Genomic DNA, 19557 nt, shown 5'->3' with positions numbered 1-19557 from the left:
TGAGCGCCGCGCACATTGGGAGCAGAAACCCCCTTGCGCGCAGCCCCCGCCCCAACCCCGCTCGGTGCCGCCCCAGACCGCGGGCTCCCGCGTATCGCGGGGCCGTCGGGTCTGGTGATCTTCGGCGTCACGGGCGATTTGTCCCGAAAGAAGCTGATGCCTGCCGTCTACGACCTGGCCAACCGCGGCCTGCTGCCGCCGGGCTTCTCGCTCATCGGCTTCGCCCGCCGCGAGTGGCAGGACGAGGACTTCGCGCAGGAGGTCTACGAGGCCGTCAAGCAGCACGCCCGCACCCCGTTCCGCGAGGAGGTGTGGCAGCAGCTGATCCAGGGGATGCGCTTCGTCCAGGGCGACTTCGACGACGACGACGCCTTCGACCAGCTGAAGACCACCATCGAGGAGCTGGACAAGGCGCAGGGCACGGGCGGCAACTTCGCCTTCTACCTCTCCGTGCCGCCGAAGTTCTTCCCGCTCGTCGTCCAGCAGCTGAAGAAGCACGGCCTGGCCGACCAGAAGAACGGCTCCTGGCGCCGTGCGGTCATCGAGAAGCCCTTCGGCCACGACCTGGCCTCCGCGAAGGACCTCAACGAGGTCGTCCACGAGGTCTTCCCGCCCGACGCGGTCTTCCGGATCGACCACTACCTGGGCAAGGAGACCGTCCAGAACATCCTGGCGCTCCGCTTCGCCAACACCCTCTTCGAGCCGATCTGGAACCGGTCGTACGTCGACCACGTGCAGATCACCATGGCCGAGGACATCGGCATCGGCGGCCGCGCCGGCTACTACGACGGCATCGGCGCCGCCCGTGACGTCATCCAGAACCACCTCCTCCAGCTGCTCGCGCTGACCGCGATGGAGGAGCCCGCCTCCTTCGACGCGGACGCGCTCGCGGCCGAGAAGACCAAGGTGCTCGGCGCGGTGAAGCTCCCGAAGGACCTGGGCGCCTCGACCGTGCGCGGCCAGTACGCGCAGGGATGGCAGGGCGGCGCGAAGGCCGTCGGCTATCTGCAGGAGGACGGGATCGACCCCAAGTCGAAGACCGACACCTACGCGGCCATCAAGCTGGAGATCGACAACCGCCGCTGGGCGGGCGTCCCCTTCTATCTCCGTACCGGCAAGCGCCTCGGCCGCCGCGTCACCGAGATCGCGGTCGTCTTCCAGCGCGCCCCGCACTCCCCCTTCGACCACACCGCGACCGAGGAGCTCGGCCGCAACGCCATCGTGATCCGGGTCCAGCCGGACGAGGGCGTGACGGTGCGGTTCGGCTCCAAGGTGCCGGGCACGCAGATGGAGATCCGGGACGTGTCGATGGACTTCGCCTACGGCGAGTCCTTCACGGAGTCCAGCCCCGAGGCGTACGAGCGGCTCATCCTCGACGTCCTCCTCGGCGACTCCAACCTCTTCCCGCGGGTCGAGGAGGTCGAGCTGTCCTGGAAGATCCTCGACCCGATCGAGCAGTACTGGGACAAGCACGGCAAGCCCGCGCAGTACCAGTCCGGGACCTGGGGTCCCGTCGAGGCGGACGAGATGCTCGCACGAGACGGACGGAGCTGGCGCCGGCCATGAAGACCGACCTGACGGACACCACGTCCAGCAAGATCAACAAGGCGCTGGTGCTCGGGCGGCGGGCCATCGGCACGCCGGCCGTCGGCATGGTGCTCACCCTCGTCATCGTCACCGACGAGGAGAACGCCTACGACGCGCTCAAGGCGGCCAACGACGCGTCCCGCGAGCACCCCTCGCGGACGCTGGTCGTCATCAAGCGGGTCTCGCGCTCGCCGCGCGACCGCGCCAAGGCGCGGCTCGACGCCGAGGTCCGCCTCGGCGCCGACGCCAGCACCGGCGAGACTGTGGTCCTCCGGCTGTACGGCGAGGTCGTCGACCACGCCCAGTCGGTGGTCCTTCCGCTGCTGCTGCCGGACGCGCCCGTCGTCGTCTGGTGGCCGGTCAACGCGCCGGCCGACCCGGCGAACGACCCGTTGGGCGCGCTCGCCCAGCGCCGGGTGACCGACACGTACTCCGCCGAGCAGCCGATACACGAGCTGACCGGCCGGGCGGACAACTACACCCCGGGCGACACGGATCTGGCCTGGACCCGGATCACCCCGTGGCGTTCGATGCTCGCCGCCGCGCTCGACCAGGTCGTGTGCGAGGTCAGTTCGGCCGAGGTGGAGGGCGAGGAGTTCAACCCCAGCGTCGAACTGCTCGCCATGTGGCTGGCGGACCGGCTGAAGGTTCCGGTGCGCCGGTCCGTGTCGGCGGGTCCCGGGCTCACCTCCGTACGGATGGAGTCCTCCAGCGGGCCGATCGTTCTGGACCGGCCCGACGGCTCGCTGGCGACGCTCTCCATCCAGGGGCAGCCCGACCGTGGCGTGGCGCTCAAGCGCCGTGAGACGGCCGAGTTGATCGCGGAGGAGCTGCGCCGGCTCGACCCGGACGACACCTACGCCTCGGCGCTGCGGTACGGGCTCGACCGGCTGGACGAGAAGGCGGCGACCACCGCGCCGGTGACGGCCGAGGACGACGCGCCCGAGGCCAAGGCCGCCAAGGCTCCGGCTCCGGCGAAGAAGGCTCCGGCCAAGAAGGCGGCGGCCAAGTGAGCGCTCCGCAGCTCGTCGTCCACCGCGACAAGGAGCTGATGGCCCAGGCCGCGGCGGCCCGGCTGATCACGCGGATCGTCGACGCCCAGACGGCACGCGGCTCGGCGTCCGTGGTCCTCACGGGCGGCCGCAACGGCAACGGGCTGCTGGCGGCGCTCAGTTCGGCCCCCGCGCGGGACGCGATCGACTGGTCGCGGCTCGATCTGTGGTGGGGTGACGAGCGCTACCTGCCGGACGGGGACCCGGAGCGCAATGTGACCCAGGCCCGCGAGGCGCTGCTCGACAGCGTCCCGCTGGACCCGGCACGGGTGCATGCGATGCCCGCATCGGACGGGCCGTTCGGCAGCGACGTCGAAGCCGCGGCCGCCTCCTACGCGGCGGAACTGGCCGCGGCCGCCGGCCCGGAGGACCACGCTTCGGTGCCGAGCTTCGACGTGCTGATGCTGGGTGTCGGGCCCGACACCCATGTCGCCTCGCTGTTCCCCGAGCTCCCGGCGGTCCGCGAGACCGAGCGGACGGTGGTGGGCGTGCACGGCGCGCCGAAGCCGCCGCCGACCCGGATCTCGCTGACGCTGCCGGCGATCCGTGCCGCGCGCGAGGTCTGGCTGCTCGCGGCCGGTGAGGACAAGGCGAAGGCGGCGGCGATCGCGCTGGCCGGCGCGGGCGAGGTCCAGGCCCCGGCGGCGGGCGCCTACGGTCGCTCGCGCACGCTGTGGCTGCTCGACACGGCGGCCGCCTCGGAGCTGCCGCGCAGTCTCTATCCGCCGGCCTCGGCCTGACGGACGGTCGCTCGGGCCCGGTTCACCGCACGGTGGACCGGGCCTTCGGCGTTTCCCGTACGGGTTCCAGGAAGGGGGCGAGCAGGTCCGGCACCGCCTCGGCCGCGAAGGCCAGGCCCTCGCTGTGTCCGGCGTCGTGGATGTCGTACGCGCCTTCGCCCGCCGCGGTCGTCGCGGTCAGGGTCAGCACACCGGCCCGGCGCTGGAAGTACGACTGCTTGACGGTCCATCCGATGACGCCACCGCGCTGGAGGGCGACGGTGGTCTTGCGGATCGTGCCGGAACGGGCCACCAGATAGCCGCCGGTGATGCCGTGCCCGAGGTTGCGGTAGGCGTCGAGCGCGAGCAGCACGGCGAGCGGGGTCAGCACGAGGGCGCAGGCGGCCGCGATGTACAGCAGGACGGGGGTGAGTGCCGCTCCGAGGACGGCGAGGACCGCGACCGGGGCGAGCGCGCTCGCGAGGGCCCAGCGCAGTCGCCGGGTGCGGGCGGCGCGGGGGTGGACGGTGAGCGGGGCGCTCGTCGGGGGCTCCGGCTCGCGCAGGACCTGGGCGGCGACCCGGTCGGCGACGGCGCGGGGCGCCGGCGGCAGCAGGGTCTTGTGGTCGGCATGCTCGTCCTCCTCGTCCTCGACGAGGCCGGTGGCGACGGCGTCGACGCGGGCGGCCCGGCACATCCGTACGCCCAGCGGCTCGACCAGTTCGACGCCCCGCAGACGGCGTTCCTCGATGGAGATCGAGCGGGCGGTGAGGAGTCCGCGGCGGACCCGCAGGGTGCCGCCGGGCTCGCGCTCCAGGCGGTAGTTCCACCACATCTCGACCCAGAGGCCGAGGGCGCCGACGGTGCCGACGAGGGTGGCGAGCAGGACGAGGACGAGGACCATCGAGAGAATCGAGGTGTCCTCGAAGCGGTCCCCTATCCACGCGATGACCTTGCCCTGGGCCCCGAACCACTCGCTGACCTGCATCACGGCTCCGGCCGCGGCGCCGCCGAGGAGCGGGGCGACGAAGGAGACCGGGGCGTAGCGGATCCAGTGGCGGTCGAGCTCGGCCAGGGCGCCGTCGTGGGTCGTGTCGTCGGCGGCGGAGACCGTACGGGCGAGCAGTTCACGGCGGAGCCGTTCGCCCTCTTCCCGGGTGACCGGGTCGAGTTCGAGGGTGGACTCGCCGCCGCCGGTGTTCTCGCCGGTGCCGATGCGGACCTTGACGAGGCCGAGGACGCGCAGCAGTGGATGGGCCGTCATGTCGACGCTGCGGATGCGTTCGCGGGCCAGCGAGCGGCGCTTGATCAGGAGGAGTCCGGTGTGGAGTTCGACCCTCCCCCAGCCTTCGGCCGGGGGTACCCCCATCTCGCTCCGCTCGGCGCCGATGCGGTAGCGGGTGCGGCGCCAGCGGACGTAGTCGGCCGCCGCGCCGGCGCCGATGAGGAGGGCCGCCCCGGTGCCGACCCAGCAGAGGGCCTTCCACGCGGGCATGGATCCGGACAGGCCGAAGAAGACGGGCAGGGCCGCTCCGCCGGCGACACCCGCGAGGACCGCGGCGGTGACCAGGACCGTACGGCGGTCGAGGCGCCGCCAGTCCTCCGTCATGTCGCGTCCCCGGAGGTGGCCTGGGTGATGGCGGTCAGCCGCTCGGCGAGGTCGGCGGCGAGCTCGTGGTCGAGCCCTTCGATCCGGAGCGCGCCCTTGGAGGAGGCGGTGGTGACGGTGACCGTGGCGAGCTTGAAGGCCTGCTCCAGCGGTCCGCGTACGGTGTCGACGGTCTGGATCCGGGACATCGGCGCGATCCGCCACTCCTGCCAGAAGGCCCCGGTGCGGACGTAGACGGCGTCCTCGGTGACCTCCCAGCGGTGCACCCTGAACCACCAGTGGGGGAAGAACGCGGTACAGGCGAGACCGGCGACCGCCACGGCTCCGGCCACGAGCAGCAGCCAGAACCGGGCGGGCGTGATCAGTGCGCCGAGCACGCCGAGGACCACCACCGGCACGGCGGTCGTCAGCAGCCACTGCGTGCGCCACCAGCCGACGGCCCGTTCGTTCAGTGTGTTGTTCGGAGGCCTGAGCCGTATCTCGCCTTGCACCGCGTTCTCCCCCGTCATGGCTTCTACCGTCCGCGCAGCGAGCGGTAGGTGGCGACGAGCCCCGCGGTCGAGCCGTCGAGCTCGTCGGCGCCCTTGCCCTCGGTCAGCACCGGCTCGATCCTCTTGGCAAGGACCTTGCCGAGCTCGACCCCCCACTGGTCGAAGGAGTCGATGTTCCAGATCGCGCCCTGGACGAACACCTTGTGCTCGTAGAGCGCGATGAGCTGGCCGAGGACGGAGGGCGTCAGCTCCTTGGCCAGGATCGTGGTCGTGGGGTGGTTGCCCTTGAAGGTCTTGTGCGGGACGAGCTCCTCGGCCACGCCCTCGGCCCGTACCTCCTCGGGCGTCTTGCCGAAGGCCAGCGCCTGCGTCTGGGCGAAGAAGTTGGCCATCAGCAGGTCGTGCTGGGCGACGAGGCCGGGGAGCAGATCGGCGACGGGCTCGGCGAAGCCGATGAAGTCGGCCGGGATGACCTTGGTGCCCTGGTGGATCAACTGGTAGTACGCGTGCTGGCCGTTGGTGCCGGGCGTGCCCCAGACGACCGGTCCGGTCTGCCACTCGACGGCGTTGCCGTCCCGGTCGACGGACTTGCCGTTGGACTCCATGTCGAGCTGCTGGAGGTAGGCGGTGAACTTCGACAGGTAGTGCGAGTACGGCAGGACGGCGTGCGACTGGGCGTCGAAGAACGCGCCGTACCAGACGCCGAGAAGGCCGAGGAGCAGTGGCGCGTTCTCCTCGGCCGGGGCGGTGCGGAAGTGCTCGTCGACGAGGTGGAAGCCGTCGAGCATCTCGCGGAAGCGGGCCGGGCCGATGGCGATCATCAGGGAAAGGCCGATGGCGGAGTCGTACGAGTAGCGTCCGCCGACCCAGTCCCAGAACTCGAACATGTTGGCCGTGTCGATGCCGAAGCCCTCGACCTTCTCGGCGTTGGTCGACAGGGCGACGAAGTGCTTGGCGACGGCCTCCTGGTCGGCGCGCAGGCCGGTGAGGAGCCAGTCGCGCGCGGAGGTGGCGTTGGTGATCGTCTCGATGGTGGTGAAGGTCTTCGAGGCGACGATGAAGAGCGTCTCGGCCGGGTCGAGGTCGCGGACCGCCTCGTGGAGGTCGGCGCCGTCGACGTTGGAGACGAAACGGAACGTCAGGTCCCGCTGGGTGTAGGAGCGCAGGACGTCGTACGCCATGGCGGGTCCGAGGTCGGAGCCGCCGATGCCGATGTTCACGATGTTCTTGATCGGCTTGCCGGTGTGGCCGGTCCACTCGCCCGCGCGGACCTTGTCGGCGAAGGCGGCCATCTTGTCGAGGACGGCGTGGACGCCCGGGACGACGTTCTCGCCGTCGACCTCGACGACCGCCTCGCGCGGGGCGCGCAGCGCGGTGTGCAGGACCGCGCGGTCCTCGGTGGTGTTGATCTTGGCGCCGCGGAACATGGCGTCGCGCAGCTCGGCCACGCCGGTCGCGGCGGCCAGCTCGCGCAGCAGTGCGAGCGTCTCGTCGGTCACCAGGTGCTTGGAGTAGTCCAGATACAGGTCACCGACCCGGAGTGCGTAACCGGTGCCCCGGTCCGGGTCGGCGGCGAACAGCTCGCGCAGGTGCGTCTCGCCCAGCTGCTCCCGGTGCTTCCCGAGGGCGGTCCACTCGGGAAGCCGGTTGAGCTTCGTGCGTCCTTCTGCGTTCATCTCGGACATCGCCTACTTCTTCTCTTCCTGCCTGCTTGCCCCGCTGCGACTCCAACCTAATTGATCGCAGGGGCAGAAGGCGCGCGGCGACTCAGTGGCCGCCGCGATGCAGCCTGCCCTCGTAGCGGGCTTCGAGGACGGCGTTGCGCTCGTGGCCGCCCGGCAGGTTCGCGGAGACGTACACCGGCGGCTCGTGCCCCTCCGCGAGGAGGAGGGCGACCGACTCGGCGACCACCATCTGCACGAGGAGCGCGGAGGTGAGGGTGGAGACGCCGCAGAGCGCTCCGCCGTCCGGGAGGGGCAGCAGGGCGTCGCCGGTGGGGGCGCAGTTGTCGAGGACGGCGTCGGCGAGGTCGGCGAGCCGCCTGCCGCTGGGGTGCAGGGCCGGGACGGCGTGGGTGTGTTCCAGGGAGGTGAGGGCGACGAGCCGGTGACCGGCGTCGGTGACCTTCAGCGCGAGGTCGACGATCGAGTTGTTGACGCCCGAGTTGGAGATGATGACGAAGAGGTCCTGTGGGCGGGGCGTGGCGAGGGCGTAGAGCCGGTCGGCGAGGCCCGGGGAGCGCTCCAGGAGCGGATCGGCGAGTACGGAGGGGTCCTCGCCGCCGCGCAGCACGAGGTCGGCGAGCGCGATCCGGCTGGTGGGGACGAGTCCGCCGGCGCGGCCCGCGATCTCCAGGGCGGTGGCCTGGGAGTGTCCGGTTCCGAAGGCGTGGATCACCCCGTCGGCGGCGACGCAGTCGGCGAAGAGGCGGGCGGCCGCGGCGACCGAGTCCTTGTTGGCCGCGACGGCCCGCTCGACGGCCCCGCGGGCGTGGTCGGCGAACAGGGCGGCACCGAGGGCGGGTTGGGGCATGGCGAAGCCTCCACTGGTTCGTTGAACCGGATCCGAACGAGCATTTCGATTCAATGAACCAGCCCGCCCGGCCTCCGTCAAGGGCCGGGAACGCCGACGGGGCGGCGTGCACCGACGAGGTGTCGGAGTACGCCGCCCTCGGGCGGGACGCGTCGCGGAAGACCGGCCGTGTACGGGGCCACGGCGCTCGGCCCTGCCTACTGGGCCGGCTCGGCCGACCCGGCCTGCCCGCCGAACACCTCCTCGACGAGCGTCTTCTGCGCCTTCTGGAACGCCGCGGCCGTGGCGGCGAAGTCGAGGTCGGCGTCCCCGGTGGTCAGCGAGGCGGTCAGCGTCCTGCTGCCGTCGGGCGTGCTGTACATCAGCGCCGCCCAGCCGAAGAGGCCGCCGTTGTGGTGGAGGATGGTGCCGCCGCCGTCCATCTCCTCCACGAACACCCCCAGGCCGTAGCCCAGCTTGGGGTGTGGCGTGCGCATCTCGGCCAGCAGCGAGGCCGGCAGGAGCTGGCCGCTCATCAGCGCGGAGAAGAAGGTGTGGAGGTCCTCGGTGGTCGAGATCATGTCGCCGGCGGCGGAGATCCAGGAGACGTTGAAGCGGGTGACGTCGACCGTCTTCCACTGGCCGGCGTCCTCGTACCGGTAGTAGCCGTGAGCGTGCGGCTCGGGGATCTCCGGCGAGGCGCCCGGCACCACGGTGCCCGACAGCCCCAGCGGCCGCAGGATCAGCCGCCGCGTCTCCTCGGCCAGCGAGCGGCCGGTGACCTCCTCGATCAGCAACTTGGCCAGCACGTAGTTGGTGTTGGAGTAGCTCCAGTCCGCCCCCGGCTCGAATCGCACCGGCTTGGAAAGGGAGAGCCGCACCAGCTCCTCCGGCTCGTAGGTGTGGAACTGGCGGTCCACGTACTCCTGGCCCTGCCAGGGGATCCCCGGCGCGACCGTCCCGTCGTCGTAGTACTCGCCGGTGTGGTTGAACAGCCCGCTGGTGTGCTGGAGCAGCATCCGCACCGTGATCCGCCGGTCGAGACCGAACCGGGGCAGGTGGTCGTCCACCGGGCTGTCCAGCCCGATCCTGCCCTCGGCCACGAGCTGCAGCACGACGGTCGCGGTGAAGGTCTTGGTGGCGCTGCCGATCCGGAACCGCCCGTCGGTCGCCGGCTTGGCGCTCTCGCCCAGCTTGCGCACTCCGGCGCTGCCGACCCACTCGCCCCGCTCGTCGTTCACGCGCAGCTGCACCCCGGCGAAACCGGAATCGACGATCTCCTGGATGGCCTTCTGCAGTTCCGGGCGGTCCTGCTCGGTAAGGGTGAGGGACATGATGGTGTGCTCCTTTATGTCTGGCATGGACTCGATCGAGCGGGCGGACGGTGCGACGGGGCCTGTCGGCGCCCGGGACGTCCGGGCGCGGTGGCGCTTCAGATGCTGCGGGCGGTGATGTCGCCGTAGGCGGTGGTGGCGTGGATGGTCAGGCCGGGGGTGCCGTCGGTGTTCTTGAGGGCGTTGTGGATCCGGCCGTAGGAGGTGCCGGCGTCCAGGGCGGCGGAGACGCCGCGGGCCGCGCCGACCGACACGTCGCCGGCCTCGGTGCGCAGGGTGACGGTGCCGGCCACGGCCTCGGCGACGCGCAGGTCGCCCTTCCGGGTGCGGATCTCCGCGTCGCCGCCCAGGCGGCCGACCGAGACGTCGCCGGCCTGGAGGGTCAGGCGGGCGCTTGCGGCCTCGTCGAGCTTGACGGTGCCCTGGGCGGCCTGGAAGGCGACCTCGCCCAGCCGCCCGACGCCGCGGAGTTCGGCGTCGGCGCCCTTCGCCTCGACGCGGGAGCCGGCCGGGAGCTGGACGGTCACCTCGACGTATCCGGAGCTGCCGAGGATCTGGTTCTTCGCTTCCGGGGCCTGGATCCGCAGGACGCCGTCGGTGAAGTCGACCGTGGTCTGCTCCGCCGCCTTCACGTCACGGCTCTTGGAGGCGTTCGCGGGCAGGACCTCGACCGTGGCGTCGGTCCGGTCGGCGGCGATGAACCGGACGCGGCCGGCGGGGATGTCCAGGACGGCGGAGATGGCGGCGGTGGTGGCGAACTTCTGCATGGTGCTCTCCTCGTTCAGCGGCGGGCGCTCCGTCGGCCCGTCGTTTCTGATACTGGAAAGCTACGTTGCGTTCAGAATCCTGGCAACACGTTCGTTGCGCAGAATCGGCATCGCTGCAGGTAAGGGCAGGGAAATCGTTGCAACAGTTCCGAACTTAACGCAACAACCCTTGCGTCGCCCGTTGCAATGAATTGGAGTGAACGCTAGACCTGGCCCACCGCGCCACGGAACGCCGCACCCACCGCCGCAGACAGGCCGCACCGCCCGCGCCTCGGACCGTTGTCGCTACGGGAGCCGGGCCAGGGCCACCGCACCGGCCACGCCGTCCGGCACCGGGGACAGGGCCAGACCCACCGCACCCACCCGCTCGGCGAGTCGCGGCAGCAGCGGGCCGCCGGGGCCGATCAGGCCACCCGTGGAGACCAGCGGCTCCCCCGGGCGCGGCGCCAACGCGCCCACGGTGGAGGCCAGTTCGTCCGCCGCTCGGTCGAGGAGGGCACGGGCCACCTCGTCCCCGGCCCGTTCCGCGTCCACCACGAGCGGGCTGAGCGCCGCGAGCCGGACCGGGTGGCCGCCGAATCCGTAGCCGACGACGTGCTCCTTGGTCAGGCCGCCGCACACCTCCCCCACCGGCCCGGCGAGGGCCGTGGCCGGGCCGCGGCCGTCCAGGGAGCGCAGGACCGCCCGCAGCGCCTCGCGCCCCAGCCAGAAGCCGCTGCCCGCGTCGCCGAGGAGCCAGCCGTCCCCGTCCACGGCCCGGACCGCCCTGCGCCCTTCCACGCGCGCGGCGGCGGCGCCGGTGCCCGCGATCAGTACGAGCCCGTCGGCCGGAGTGCCGGGCCCCGAGGCGAAGGCGATGTCCGCGTCCCCCATGACCTCGACCCGGGCGGGGGCGGCACCGACACCGGACAGCGCTGCGGCGAGCGCGGAACCGGCCTTCTCGGCCCCGCCGCCCGGCCCACCACCCGCGAAGCCCGCCACCACGGAGCGAAGAGCGCCCGCCCGGCCGGGCGGCACGGCGCCCCGCAGCGCCAGCGCCAGATTCCGTACGAGATCGGCGCGCGGCACGCTCAGCGCGTTGCCTGGGCCTCCCGTGCCCTCCCCGAGCACCGTGCCGGTCGCCGCGTCGGAGAGCCGTGCCCTGATCCGCGTACCGCCGGCGTCGATGCCGAGCACGCACATCTGAATCCCGGATTCGTTCATCAGCTCGCATGGTGGTTGATAGATTCACCGCTCGACAAGACCCGCGCACCGGGCGGGGCAGGAGGGAACACCACCGTGATCACCGCTCTGATCCGCTCCGAACTGCCCCGCATGTCCGGTTCCCTGCGGAAGGTCGGCGCCTGGGTCCTCGACGATCCGGGCCGGGTGCCCGGGGTCTCCGCCGCGGAGCTGGGCCGGCGCACCGGTACGTCCCAGGCGACCGTGACCCGCTTCTGCCACGCCCTCGGCCTCGGCTCGTACCAGGAGTTGCTGCTCGCCCTCGCGCAGGAGCGCGGCGAGAACGAACGCAGCGGACAGGAACGGCCCCTCGGGCCGGACATCGGCCCCGACGATCCGCTCGACCACGTCGTCGCCGCCGTCGCCCAGGCCGATCTGGGGGCGCTGCGCCGGACGGCCGAGCGTCTGGACCTCGACGCGCTGGAGCGGGCCGCGCAGATCCTCGCCAAGGCCCGTCGCATCGACGTCTACGGCGTCGGAGCCTCCGGCGTGGTGGCCCTGGAGACCGAGGCCCGGCTCTTCACCATCGGTTGCGACGCCCGCGGCTGGACGGAGGTGCATGCCGCGGAGACCTCGGCGGCGCTGCTCACGCCCGCGGACGCGGTCGTGGCGCTCTCCCACTCCGGGGCGACCCGCGAGGTGCTCTCCCCGCTGCGGCTCGCGGCCGAACGGGGTGCGCGGACGGTCGCGGTGACCTGCGATCCCCGCTCCCCCGTCGCCCGGGCCGCCTCCATCCATCTGACGGCGACCTCGGCCGAGACCAGCTTCCGGCGCGGCGGTTTCGGGACGCGGCATTCGGTGCTGCTGATCCTGGACTGCCTCTACGCGCGCGTGGCCCAGCTGACGTACGCGCGTGCGACCGCCACGATGGCGCTCACCGCGCACATCCCCGGCAACCACCGCTAGACGGAGGTACGCGAACGGGCCCCGTCCGCGAATCGTCTCGCGGGCGAGGCCCGTTCGTCACACTGTCACACCACGCTTCAGATCTCGCCGCGCAGTTTGGCGAGCGCCTCGGCGAGGATCGCCTCGCCGTCCGCGTCGCTGCGCCGCTCGCGTACGTACGCGAGGTGCGTCTTGTACGGCTCGGTGCGCGGCGGGTCCGGCGGGTTGTCCCGGTCCTGACCGGCCGGGAAGCCGCAGCGCGGGCAGTCCCACGTCTCCGGAACCTGTGCGTCACTGGCGAAGCTCGGCTGCGTCTCGTGCCCGTTCGAGCACCAGAAGGAGATGCGGAGGCGCGGCGCCGACTCGCCCCGCTCGGCCTCCCCCATCGGCCCCGCTCCGACCCGGCTTCCCCGGATCGCGTTGCCACTTGCCACGGTCGTAACTCCCTGCGTGATGGTGCTCGAAGATGCCCCAGTCTACGTAAGGCCCAACGCGCGTCCAGTGATTGGAGTTACACGTCCAACTTCATCAGAAGCGCAAGTACGACAATGCACGCGAACCACAGCAGACCGACCACGACGGTGATGCGGTCCAGGTTGCGCTCGGCGACCGAGGAGCCACCGACGGACGACTGCATTCCGCCACCGAACATGTCGGAGAGGCCGCCGCCCTTCCCCTTGTGCATGAGCACCAGCAGCATCAGCAGGCCGCTGAAGACGATCAGGGCGATCGAGAACCCCATAACCACGGCTGGACCAACTTCCTCGGATCTCATACGGACGGGGGTCGGGCAGGTCCTGCCCGACCCCCGCAAGGGTACGACGGATCGTCGCTACCGCCTACTCGCTGATCACATCACTGGTCGCGGAAGCGGACGATCTTGACGAACTCGTCGGAGTCCAGCGCCGCGCCGCCCACCAGGGCACCGTCGACATCGGGCTGCGCCATGATCGCGGCCACGTTGCCGGCCTTGACCGAGCCGCCGTACTGGATGCGGACCTTGTCGGCCAGCTCCTGCGAGTAGAGCTCCGCGAGGCGGCCACGGATCGCACCGCAGACCTCCTGCGCGTCCTCGGGGGTGGCGACCTCGCCGGTGCCGATGGCCCACACCGGCTCGTAGGCGATCACGATGGACTCGGCCTGCTCGGCCGGGAGGTCCTTCAGGCCGCCGTCGAGCTGGCTCAGGGTGTACTGGACCTGCTGGCCGGCCTTGCGGACGTCCAGGCCCTCGCCCACGCAGAGGATCGGGGTGATCCCGTGCTTGTAGGCGGCCTTGACCTTGGCGTTGCAGATCTCGTCCGTCTCGGCGTGGTACTGCCGGCGCTCGGAGTGGCCCACGGCGACGTAGGCGCACTTCAGCTTGGACAGCATGAGGCCCGAGATCTCGCCGGTGTAGGCACCGGAGTCGTGCGCCGAGATGTCCTGGGCGCCGTACTTGATCTTGAGCTTGTCGCCGTCGACCAGGGTCTGGACGGACCGCAGGTCCGTGAAGGGCGGCAGAACCGCGACCTCGACGGCGTCGTAGTCCTTGTCGTTCAGCGCGAAGGCGAGCTTCTGGACGTGGGCGATGGCCTCGAGGTGGTTGAGGTTCATCTTCCAGTTGCCCGCCATCAGCGGGGTGCGGGTGCTGCTCACAGGTGTTCAGTCCTCCAGTGCGGCGAGGCCGGGGAGCGTCTTGCCCTCGAGGTACTCGAGGGAGGCGCCGCCGCCGGTCGAAATGTGGCCGAAGGCATTCTCGTCGAAGCCCAGGATGCGGACCGCGGCGGCACTGTCCCCGCCACCGACGACGGTGAAGCCGGGGCTGTCGAGCAGGGCCTGCGCGATGGCCTTGGTTCCGTTGGCGTAGTCGGGGTGCTCGAAGACGCCCAGCGGGCCGTTCCAGAACACCGTCTCGGCGTCGGCGAGCTTCGACGCGTACAGCTCACGCGTCCTCGGGCCGATGTCCAGGCCCTCCTTCGTCGACGGGATCTTGTCGGCGTCGACGGTCTCGAAGTCGGCCGGGGCCTTGGTCTTCAGGTCCGGGAACTCCGAGGAGACGAGCACGTCGACCGGGAGGACCAGCTCGACGCCGTTCTCCTCGGCGCGCTTCATGTACTCCTTGACGACCTCCACCTGGTCCTTCTGGAGCAGGGAGATGCCGACCTCGTAGCCCTTGGCGTAGAGGAAGGTGTACGCCATGCCGCCGCCGATCAGGAGGCGGTCGGCCTTGCCGAGCAGCTCGTCGATGACGGCGAGCTTGTCGGAGACCTTGGCGCCGCCCAGGACGACCACGTACGGGCGCTTGACCTCGGCGGTCAGCTTCTTCAGGACGCCGACCTCGGTGGCGATGAGGTGACCGGCGGCATGCGGCAGCCGGGCCGGGAGGTCGAAGACCGAGGCGTGCTTGCGGTGCACGGCGCCGAAGCCGTCGCCGACGTAGACGTCGGCGAGGGCGGCGAGCTGGTCCGCGAACGCGCCGCGCTCGGCGTCGTCCTTGGAGGTCTCGCCGGCGTTGAAGCGGAGGTTCTCGATGACGGCGACCTGGCCGTCGGCGAGGCCCGCGACGGTCGCCCGGGCGGACTCGCCGACCGTGTCGGTCGCGAACGCGACGTCGGCACCGAGCAGTTCACCGAGGCGCGCGGCGGCCGGGGCGAGGGAGAACGCCGGGTCCGGGGCCCCCTTCGGGCGGCCCAGGTGCGAGGCGACGACGACACGGGCACCCGCGTCGGCCAGCGCCTTGACCGTGGGCGCGACGGCGCGGATGCGGCCGTCGTCGGTGATGGTGGTGCCGTCCAGCGGCACGTTGAGGTCGGCGCGGACGAATACGCGCTTGCCGGCGACGCCTTCGGCGAGAAGCTCGTCGATGGTCTTCATCTTCTACTGACTCCTTGGTACGCGGTGAAGCACACGAGACAGGGCTCGTACAGCGCATCATCGCGCTGTCCGAGCCCTGTGCTCACATCGAGGTGCCGGTTCCGGAGGCTTTAGAGCTGGTTGCCGACGAAGACGGTGAGGTCGACGAGGCGGTTGGAGTAGCCCCACTCGTTGTCGTACCAGCCGAGGATCTTGACCGACTTGCCCTCCTGGACCATGGTCAGCGAGGAGTCGAAGGTGCACGACGCCGGGTCGCCGACGATGTCCGAGGAGACGATCGCGTCCTCGGTGTAGTAGAGGATGCCCTTCAGGTCGCCGTCGTCGGCGGCCTTCTTGAAGGCGGCGTTGACCTCGTCCTTGGTGACTTCGCGCTGCAGCTCCACGACCAGGTCGGTGGCCGAACCGGTCGGGACCGGGACGCGCATGGCGATGCCGTCCAGCTTGCCCTTGAGCTGCGGGAGGACCAGGGCGGTGGCCTTGGCGGCACCCGTCGTGGTCGGGATGATGTTCTCCGCGGCGGCGCGGGCGCGGCGCAGGTCGGAGTGCGGGAAGTCCAGGATGCGCTGGTCGTTGGTGTACGCGTGGACCGTCGTCATCAGGCCCTTGACGATGCCGAAGTTCTCGTCGAGAACCTTGGCCATCGGCGCCACACAGTTGGTGGTGCAGGAGGCGTTCGAGATGACGTGGTGGTTCGCCGGCTCGTACTTGTCCTGGTTGACGCCCATGACGATGGTGATGTCCTCGTCCTTGGCCGGAGCCGAGATGAGGACCTTCTTCGCGCCACCGGCGATGTGCTTCTCGGCGTCGGCCTTCTTCGTGAAGATGCCGGTCGACTCGATGACGATGTCGACGCCCAGCTCGCCCCAGGGGATGTCCGCCGGGTTGCGCTCGGAGAGCACCTTGATGGTGTGGCCGTCGACGGTGATGGTGTCGGCGGTGTGGGTGACCTCGGCCTTGAGGCGTCCCAGGATCGTGTCGTACTTCAGCAGGTGAGCAGTGGTCGCGGTGTCACCCAGGTCGTTGACAGCCACGATCTCGATGTCGGCACCCTGCTCAAGGAGCGCGCGGAAGTAGTTGCGACCGATGCGGCCAAAGCCGTTGATGCCTACGCGGATCGTCACGAACCGATCTCCTCGTTAGGTACGCCGGGTTTCGACGCCGGCGAGATTCTTTTAGGGATGTCCCCGACCGCTTACGACCCTACCTCTCCCATCGGCTCAGAGTGACATCGCGTGCAGTCGGAATACCTCGGGAAAGCACCGTGGCCCGTTATTACCGACGGGTTCGAGCCACGGTGCCCAATTCGTCCCGATCACTGACTGTGATCAAAAGGGCGGGTGCCCGCTCAGCCGTGCACCGCTCCGAGCGCCCTTCGAATGAGTGACGTGCGCTGCGCCGCGCTCGTGACGTGCTCCAGGCCGAAGCCGAGGAGGACGGTGTCGCGTGTGGTGACCGCGGCCTGGGAGTGGAAGAGCCCCGGCGAGCGGGTCCACTCCGTGCCGTTCCCGGGGCTGCCGGCCGGCGGGCCCGGTACGGACCAGGCGCCGAGCGTGGTCTCGAAGCCCTCGCTCTGGCCCGGAGTGCCACCGACGACGAGCGCGGTGTCGTCGACGAAGGCTCCCATCTCGCCGGTCCCGGGGTCGGAGATGTACGAGATCGACAGCACGACCTGCTTGCCCGCGTAGGCGCTCAGGTCGATCGACGCCTGCTGCCAGCCGTTGGAGGGCCCGGTGAAGGCGTTCCAGGAACCGGTGGTGCCGGTGGTGGCGCAGCCGTCCTCGCCGACGGTCAGGTAGCGGGCGAGGAAGGGGTGGCCCTGGACGTAGTAGCCCGCGCCGCAGTCGGCCGGGGCGGCGGTGGAGGTGCCGCCGTTGGCGTCGGGCAGCGTGGTCCAGTCGTCCTGGCCGACGGTGTGGGCCTCGACGACGAGGTTGTCGTAGCCGGGCTCGGTGTCGTAGCTGACCTGGAAGCGCAGACTCGGCTTGTCGGCGGCGGCGACGCCGGTGAGGTCGACGGTGCGGCTGAGGCGGGTCCAGGTGTCGTCGGAGTGCCGGACGGCCGCGAAGGACGTTCCCTCGTAGGGCTCGAAGGGGGTGCGGACGCCCGGGTAGTCACCGGCCGACCTGCTGCTCCCGAACTGCGGGAAGCCCCGCGGTTCGAGCGTGTCCGAGGTGACGGTGTACGCGCCGGCGTTGTCCAGCGGGTTGCCGGTCGTGCCGCCGAGTCCGGTCGTGAGCCCCCCGAAGCCGCGGGAGCCGGCGAAGGCGGGCGGGTTCTTCAGCCCGGCCCGGTGGTAGGCGCCGAGGAAGTACTGGGCGAAGTCGTTGGACGTCGCCCGCCCGATGTCGACGAGGCCGCCGGACTTCTCGCCGGCGTTGATCAGCTTGCCGCCCTCGTTGAGGTAGTCCCGTACGGCCAGCATGACGGGCCCGGAGGGCTGCTCGGCGCCGGTGGACCAGACGACCGTGCGGAAGTGGCTCAGCACGCCGAGGGCGTCCGGGGTCCCCTGGGTGGCGACGTCCCAGACGGCGGCCTTGCGGCCGCTGTCGGCGAGCGCCTTCACATAGGCGCCGGTGTGCCGGGCCGCGTCGGTCCCGCCCTCCTCGGCGAGGACGAGCACGTCGCCGCGGGCCCGGTCGGCCACGGTGTACGTGAAGGGCGTGGACGAGGTCGCCTTGCCCTCGCGGGTGCGGGCGGTGAACCAGACCTGGACGGTGTCGCCCGGCTCGGCGTCCGCGACCTCGGCCCGGTACTGGTCGAAGTAGAGGTTGTCCTCGCCGCCGTAGGTCTCGCCGCCGTTCCACGCCTCCAGGCGCTCGGTGTGCGTCCGGCCGCCGTTGACGCGGTACTTGAGCTCCTTGGAGCGCAGCGACTTGCGGGCGGTCACGGCGACCTCCTGGTCGCCGCCGCGGGCGTAGGAGGTGGTGAAGGTGTCCGGGGTGAAGTCCGGCGCGTCGAGGCCGGTGACGGAGACGGGCCGGTCCGGGTGCGCCGAGGTCTCGGCGACGGCCAGCGCGAACGGGATGTTCTTGGCGAACTCCGCCTGGATCAGCTTCTCGTCGTCGGGGAAGGTGAAGACGGAGGCGCAGTCGGCGGGCTCCCAGGCGTCGTTCGGGTCGACGCGGGAGGCGGTGGCGCAGGTCGACATCTCCGGGGTGAACATCTGCATCCCGTTGACGTTCGCCGCGTGTCCGTCGGCCTCGCCGTTGGTGGTGTAGAGCTCGGAGGAGACCTGGGGGCGGTAGCCGGGGACGGCGGACTTCTCCGGGGTGCCGGCGAGCGACTTGAGCGCCACGTCGTCGGGGGTGTCCGTGGCGACCTGCCAGCCGACGCCGTAGAGCAGCAGCTGGGCGGCGGAGTGGTAGTTGATGCCGTACTGAAAGCCGATGCGCTTCTGGAAGCCGTCGATGGCCTTGGTCTCGGGCTCGGACATCGGGCCGGAGCCGCGGAAGGTCTCGTCGGCCGGGTCGGGCGACGAACCCTCGTTGTCGTATCCCCACTTGTAGGCGAAGTTACGGTTGAGGTCGACGCCGTCGCCGGACTCGATCCGCCCGTCGCCGTCGTTGTCGCGCAGGTTCTTGCGCCACTGGCGGTTGTCGGGGTCGGCGTGGGTGAAGTCGTAGCCGTCCGGGTTGGCGGAGAGCACGAACCACAGCTCGGTGGAGTCGACGATCTTCGTGACCCGCTGGTCCTTGCCGTAGCTGTCGAGGTAGTGGTGCATCAGCCGCCGGGTCATCTCGGGGGTGATCCACTCACGGGCGTGCTGGTTGGACATGTACAGCGTGGCGGGCCGGGTGCCGTCCTTGGCCTTCTTGGCGCCCTTGGTGACCTTCAGGGCGAGGATGTCCTGGCCCTTCACGGTCTTGCCGATGGAGACGACCTTGGTGAGGTCGGGGTGGGCCTGGGAGGCGGCCAGGACCTCCTGCTTGAGCCCGTTCGCGCCGCCGTAGGGGCGGAAGACGCCGTCCCCGGCTCCGGCGACCCGCTTCTCCGCCTGGGTGGAGAGGGTGTGCTCGGCGAGTTCGACGCCCTTGCCGCGCAGCTGTCCGGCCTGCTTGTCGGTGAGGTAGAGCTCGAGGGTGGCCGAGCCCTTCTCCGGTACCTGCTCGGTCAGTTCGTGACCGTCGGTGCCGGCCTCGAGCAGCAGCGGCACCTGCTCCTTGCTGACCTGCGCGCGCCATACGGAGAGGGCGTCGCCGCCGTCGCCGCCGTTCGGTTCCGCTCCGGCGACGGGTGCCGTCGCCAGTCCCGCGATCAGCAGTGAAGCCGCGGCGAGGATCGCTCCCGCTCTGCGTCTCATAAGCCCCCCTTGCTGTTGTCTGCCACGAAAGAGAACAGACGCCAGGCTGATCACCATTCATGATCATGTCAAGGGTGCGTGCGGCCTCGTCGGGGATCATCCCCGATCGGACCAGAACGCCGCTGACGGTGCCTCAGGAAGGTACCCTCAGCCGCGATGTGAGCGGAGTACGGGCCAACAGGTGGGCGGGCAACCCGGCGACCCGGGCAGCCCACGAGGCTGTGGTGC

At 70.8% G+C, this 19557-nt stretch carries 17 protein-coding genes; 4 read left to right on the top strand and 13 right to left on the bottom strand.

Annotated elements, in window-relative coordinates; genetic code table 11:
- The first annotated feature begins 33 nt into the window (after positions 1-33).
- Genes zwf through pgl form a run of 3 tightly spaced genes read left to right on the top strand, consistent with a single transcriptional unit; the run spans position 34 to position 3379 of the window.
- Positions 34-1566: a glucose-6-phosphate dehydrogenase gene (gene zwf, locus ACFVZW_RS15030; RefSeq protein ID WP_384521023.1), complete on the top strand. Its 1533-nt coding sequence runs from the start codon at positions 34-36 to the stop codon at positions 1564-1566.
- Positions 1563-2600 (top strand): glucose-6-phosphate dehydrogenase assembly protein OpcA, encoded by a 1038-nt coding sequence (opcA, locus tag ACFVZW_RS15025; protein WP_384521020.1) that lies wholly within the window; start codon positions 1563-1565, stop codon positions 2598-2600. The genes zwf and opcA overlap by 4 nt, the downstream gene beginning before the upstream one ends.
- Positions 2597-3379 carry a 6-phosphogluconolactonase gene (gene pgl, locus ACFVZW_RS15020; RefSeq protein ID WP_384521018.1) on the top strand — a complete coding sequence of 261 codons (783 nt, stop codon included), beginning with the start codon at positions 2597-2599 and terminating at the stop codon, positions 3377-3379. Before opcA ends, pgl begins: the two co-directional genes overlap by 4 nt.
- Positions 3380-3401: 22 nt before the next feature.
- Here pgl and ACFVZW_RS15015 read toward each other — a convergent pair whose 3' ends face one another.
- The 7 genes from ACFVZW_RS15015 to ACFVZW_RS14985 form a co-directional block, all read right to left on the bottom strand.
- The gene (locus ACFVZW_RS15015; RefSeq protein WP_384521015.1) at positions 3402-4967 is read right to left on the bottom strand and encodes a PH domain-containing protein; all 1566 of its coding nucleotides are present in this window, start codon (positions 4965-4967) and stop codon (positions 3402-3404) included.
- The gene (locus tag ACFVZW_RS15010; RefSeq protein WP_384521012.1) at positions 4964-5476 is read right to left on the bottom strand and encodes a PH domain-containing protein; all 513 of its coding nucleotides are present in this window, start codon (positions 5474-5476) and stop codon (positions 4964-4966) included. The genes ACFVZW_RS15015 and ACFVZW_RS15010 overlap by 4 nt, the downstream gene beginning before the upstream one ends.
- Positions 5477-5481: 5 nt before the next feature.
- Positions 5482-7134: a glucose-6-phosphate isomerase gene (pgi, locus tag ACFVZW_RS15005; protein ID WP_384521138.1), complete on the bottom strand. Its 1653-nt coding sequence runs from the start codon at positions 7132-7134 to the stop codon at positions 5482-5484.
- A 91-nt stretch (positions 7135-7225) separates the two neighbouring features.
- Complete coding sequence (locus ACFVZW_RS15000; protein ID WP_384521009.1) at positions 7226-7990, bottom strand: sugar isomerase domain-containing protein; 765 nt, start codon at positions 7988-7990, stop codon at positions 7226-7228.
- A gap of 197 nt (positions 7991-8187) precedes the next feature.
- On the bottom strand, positions 8188-9303 hold the full coding sequence (locus tag ACFVZW_RS14995; protein ID WP_384521006.1) for a serine hydrolase domain-containing protein: 1116 nt from the start codon (positions 9301-9303) through the stop codon (positions 8188-8190).
- Positions 9304-9401: 98 nt separating this feature from the next.
- Positions 9402-10070, bottom strand: coding sequence for a DUF4097 family beta strand repeat-containing protein (locus ACFVZW_RS14990; RefSeq protein WP_384521002.1), 669 nt, complete (start codon positions 10068-10070; stop codon positions 9402-9404).
- Positions 10071-10355: 285 nt separating this feature from the next.
- Positions 10356-11273, bottom strand: coding sequence for an N-acetylglucosamine kinase (locus tag ACFVZW_RS14985; protein WP_384520999.1), 918 nt, complete (start codon positions 11271-11273; stop codon positions 10356-10358).
- A 75-nt stretch (positions 11274-11348) separates the two neighbouring features.
- On the opposite strand from ACFVZW_RS14985, the gene ACFVZW_RS14980 reads away from it, so the two are divergent.
- The gene (locus tag ACFVZW_RS14980; protein WP_384520996.1) at positions 11349-12197 is read left to right on the top strand and encodes a MurR/RpiR family transcriptional regulator; all 849 of its coding nucleotides are present in this window, start codon (positions 11349-11351) and stop codon (positions 12195-12197) included.
- A gap of 77 nt (positions 12198-12274) precedes the next feature.
- Here ACFVZW_RS14980 and ACFVZW_RS14975 read toward each other — a convergent pair whose 3' ends face one another.
- From ACFVZW_RS14975 to ACFVZW_RS14950, 6 genes are all read right to left on the bottom strand, one after another.
- Entirely contained in the window at positions 12275-12610 is a 336-nt protein-coding gene (locus tag ACFVZW_RS14975; protein ID WP_003976875.1) for an RNA polymerase-binding protein RbpA, read from the bottom strand.
- A gap of 77 nt (positions 12611-12687) precedes the next feature.
- A complete protein-coding gene (gene secG / locus ACFVZW_RS14970) occupies positions 12688-12918 on the bottom strand; it encodes a preprotein translocase subunit SecG (protein ID WP_260228894.1) in 231 nt (76 codons plus the stop codon).
- 113 nt (positions 12919-13031) lie between these two features.
- A complete protein-coding gene (gene tpiA, locus ACFVZW_RS14965; RefSeq protein WP_384521135.1) occupies positions 13032-13787 on the bottom strand; it encodes a triose-phosphate isomerase in 756 nt (251 codons plus the stop codon).
- A 30-nt stretch (positions 13788-13817) separates the two neighbouring features.
- The gene (locus ACFVZW_RS14960) at positions 13818-15029 is read right to left on the bottom strand and encodes a phosphoglycerate kinase (protein ID WP_384520992.1); all 1212 of its coding nucleotides are present in this window, start codon (positions 15027-15029) and stop codon (positions 13818-13820) included.
- A 110-nt stretch (positions 15030-15139) separates the two neighbouring features.
- Positions 15140-16150 (bottom strand): type I glyceraldehyde-3-phosphate dehydrogenase, encoded by a 1011-nt coding sequence (gap, locus tag ACFVZW_RS14955; protein WP_384520989.1) that lies wholly within the window; start codon positions 16148-16150, stop codon positions 15140-15142.
- Between the two features lie 224 nt (positions 16151-16374).
- Positions 16375-19329 (bottom strand): M14 family zinc carboxypeptidase, encoded by a 2955-nt coding sequence (locus ACFVZW_RS14950; protein WP_384520986.1) that lies wholly within the window; start codon positions 19327-19329, stop codon positions 16375-16377.
- Between the last annotated feature and the right edge of the window lie 228 nt (positions 19330-19557).

Source organism: Streptomyces sp. NPDC059567, assembly GCF_042735655.1.
Lineage (GTDB): Bacteria > Actinomycetota > Actinomycetes > Streptomycetales > Streptomycetaceae > Streptomyces.
The sequence above is the reverse complement of the archived record's forward strand: the minus strand, read 5'-3'. Positions and strand labels throughout refer to the sequence as shown.